The organism is Anaerostipes butyraticus, from assembly GCF_016586355.1.
GTDB classification, from domain to species: domain Bacteria; phylum Bacillota; class Clostridia; order Lachnospirales; family Lachnospiraceae; genus Anaerostipes; species Anaerostipes butyraticus.
The window spans coordinates 1-2,210 of sequence record NZ_BLYI01000015.1 but is presented as its reverse complement, the minus strand read 5'-3'; the positions used below and the strand labels follow the sequence as shown (position 1 = coordinate 2,210).

At 42.6% G+C, this 2,210-nt stretch carries 1 protein-coding gene and 3 pseudogenes; all 4 read left to right on the top strand.

Annotated features, from left to right (window positions below; translation table 11 throughout):
• Window positions 1-100 (top strand): annotated as a pseudogene (locus tag JMF81_RS16750) (IS3 family transposase); the annotation flags it as partial.
• A gap of 46 nt (window positions 101-146) precedes the next feature.
• A pseudogene (locus JMF81_RS16745) lies at window positions 147-272 on the top strand (IS110 family transposase); the annotation flags it as partial.
• A gap of 156 nt (window positions 273-428) precedes the next feature.
• Window positions 429-863: pseudogene (locus JMF81_RS16630) on the top strand (oxidoreductase); the annotation flags it as partial.
• A 3-nt stretch (window positions 864-866) separates the two neighbouring features.
• Window positions 867-1,799 (top strand): FAD-dependent oxidoreductase, encoded by a 933-nt coding sequence (locus JMF81_RS03715; protein WP_330611459.1) that lies wholly within the window; start codon window positions 867-869, stop codon window positions 1,797-1,799.
• Window positions 1,800-2,210: the final 411 nt, after the last annotated feature.

The following is a 2,210-nucleotide window of genomic DNA, read 5'->3' as shown; positions in this document are numbered from 1 at the left end:
CAGCTACTGGAATAACCGAAGGATCTGCTCTGCCAATGGCGGGCTTCCCCCTATGATAAAACGCAGGCAGTATTATGAGATTTTGGAATTGGCGGCATAGATAGTGATATCCTTGAGAAAAATGTGTCAACTAATATTGACAATATCATCTTGAGAAAAAGCGTTCTGAAGGAAAACATTACAATGTGGCTTTATCTCATGCTGCCAAAAAACTTGTTAGGACTATTTTTGCAATGGAAAAGTCAGGAGCTCCATATAAATCATCCGTTTAACTTTTTCTACCATCATTTCCTTTTTAGAGCATCTGCAAAGATGCTCTTATTGTCATGCAGTTTTCAAGGTACTGATTGCAATGAAAAGTCATTGCCACTTTTTCAAAAATTCTTTTTTACTTGACTTTCTTTAATAGTTAGTCTTATTTTAATAAAAGAACCGATGAGTACGGCGGGTCTTTGGAAAACCGCTGCCGTCTGGCAATTGAAGTTCTAAAGTCTGTCAGAAAAGCAGTAGGACCTGGATTCCCAATTGAATTTCGAATGAGCGGTTCAGAATTATTTGAAGGCGGCTATGATCTGGAAGAAGGATGCCGGATCGCGCAGATGATAGAACCGTATATCGATCTGCTTCATGTTTCAGCAGGCACTTATCAGAGAGGCTTTGGAGATACACATCCGTCTATGTTTAAGGAGCATGGGTGCAATGTATATTTGGCAGCAGAGATTAAAAAGCATGTTTCTGTGCCGGTAGCGACTTTGGGCGGACTGAATGATCCTGAGCAGATGGAACAGATCATCGCAGAAGGAAAAGCGGATATTGTCTATATGGCAAGAGCGCTTCTGGCAGATCCATTCCTTCCAAGAAAAGTCATGGCAAATGAAGACGAAGATATTGTAAGATGTTTAAGATGCTTTACCTGCATGGCGGAACGTGCGGCAACGGCGACAAGACGCTGTACGGTGAATCCGCTGATCGGACGTGAGATAGAAGGATGCGAGATCGCAAAAGCTCCGGTTCCGAAAAAGGTTGTTGTCGTAGGCGGGGGCCCGGGAGGACTGAAGGCTGCGCATACTGCGGCAATGCGGGGACATCAGGTCATATTGTTTGAAAAAGAGTCTGAGCTTGGAGGAATCCTTAAGAGCGAACAGGCCATTCCATTTAAGAAAGAAATGTATGAATTGTCCCACACCTTTGCGCGTCAATGCTATAAAGCAGGCGTTGACATTCGCCTGAATACGAAGGCAACAAAAGAACTGGTAGAAAAGGAACAACCGGATGCCCTGATCATTGCTGCAGGCTCCAGACCATTGGTTCCGGAGATTGAAGGAATTCACGGAGACAATGTTGTCATTGTAAATCAGTATTATCTTGAGAAAGATAAAGTACAGGATGAGGTTGTCGTACTGGGAGGCGGTCTTGCCGGATGCGAGGCATCCATTCATCTTGCCCATGAAGGAAAGAAAGTCACAGTTGTGGAAATGAGAGATGAGCTTGCACCAGATGCAAATGTACGCCATCGTCCTCTTATGCTTCAGGAAATGGACGGACTTGTAGAAATCCGCACCGGACTTAGAGGAGTGCGCATTACAGAAAATGGTGTGGAATGTATGGATCAGGAAGACCATAAGGTAACTGTTCCAGGAAAGACCGTAATCTGTGCACTTGGACAGAGATCAAGAACCGATGTAGTAGATGAGCTTAGAGACTGTGCACCATATGTCTGTACCATCGGTGACTGCGCAAAAGTAGCGACCATTACAAATGCAGTTTATCAGGGGTACCATGCAGCACTGGATATCTAAGATAAAGATAGAAGAACGAAAAGAATGTCAATGAAAACAGAGGCTATGATAAGATGAGAGGGGCGGATAAATAATATTTGAGCCCGTACAGATGAGATTTTATTGAATGATATTGTGTCTTTATAACAAAATACCAGCCGAAAGAGAACTGCCGTCGATGGATGGCAGTTTTTCTTTTTTGGGAAGTATCCAAGAAGTTGCCAAGCTGCAAATATAATCGAAGTGTTAAATAAAAAATGAAGATATTGACAATGGCACTACTGAAGTGCTATAATAAAGTTGTAACGAAAGTGGCTAATAAGATATACTAAAAACAATGAGAAAAGAGGTTCTTATCATGCCACAGAATTACACACAAGAGTTTAAAAAGAAGATTGTCCGTCTCCATTTGGAGGAAGGACGCACCTACAA

Excerpts from the sequence above, each read along its gene's own strand:
- JMF81_RS03715 (WP_330611459.1), top strand. The coding sequence starts at position 867 with ATGGCAAATGAAGACGAAGATATTGTAAGATGTTTAAGATGCTTTACC.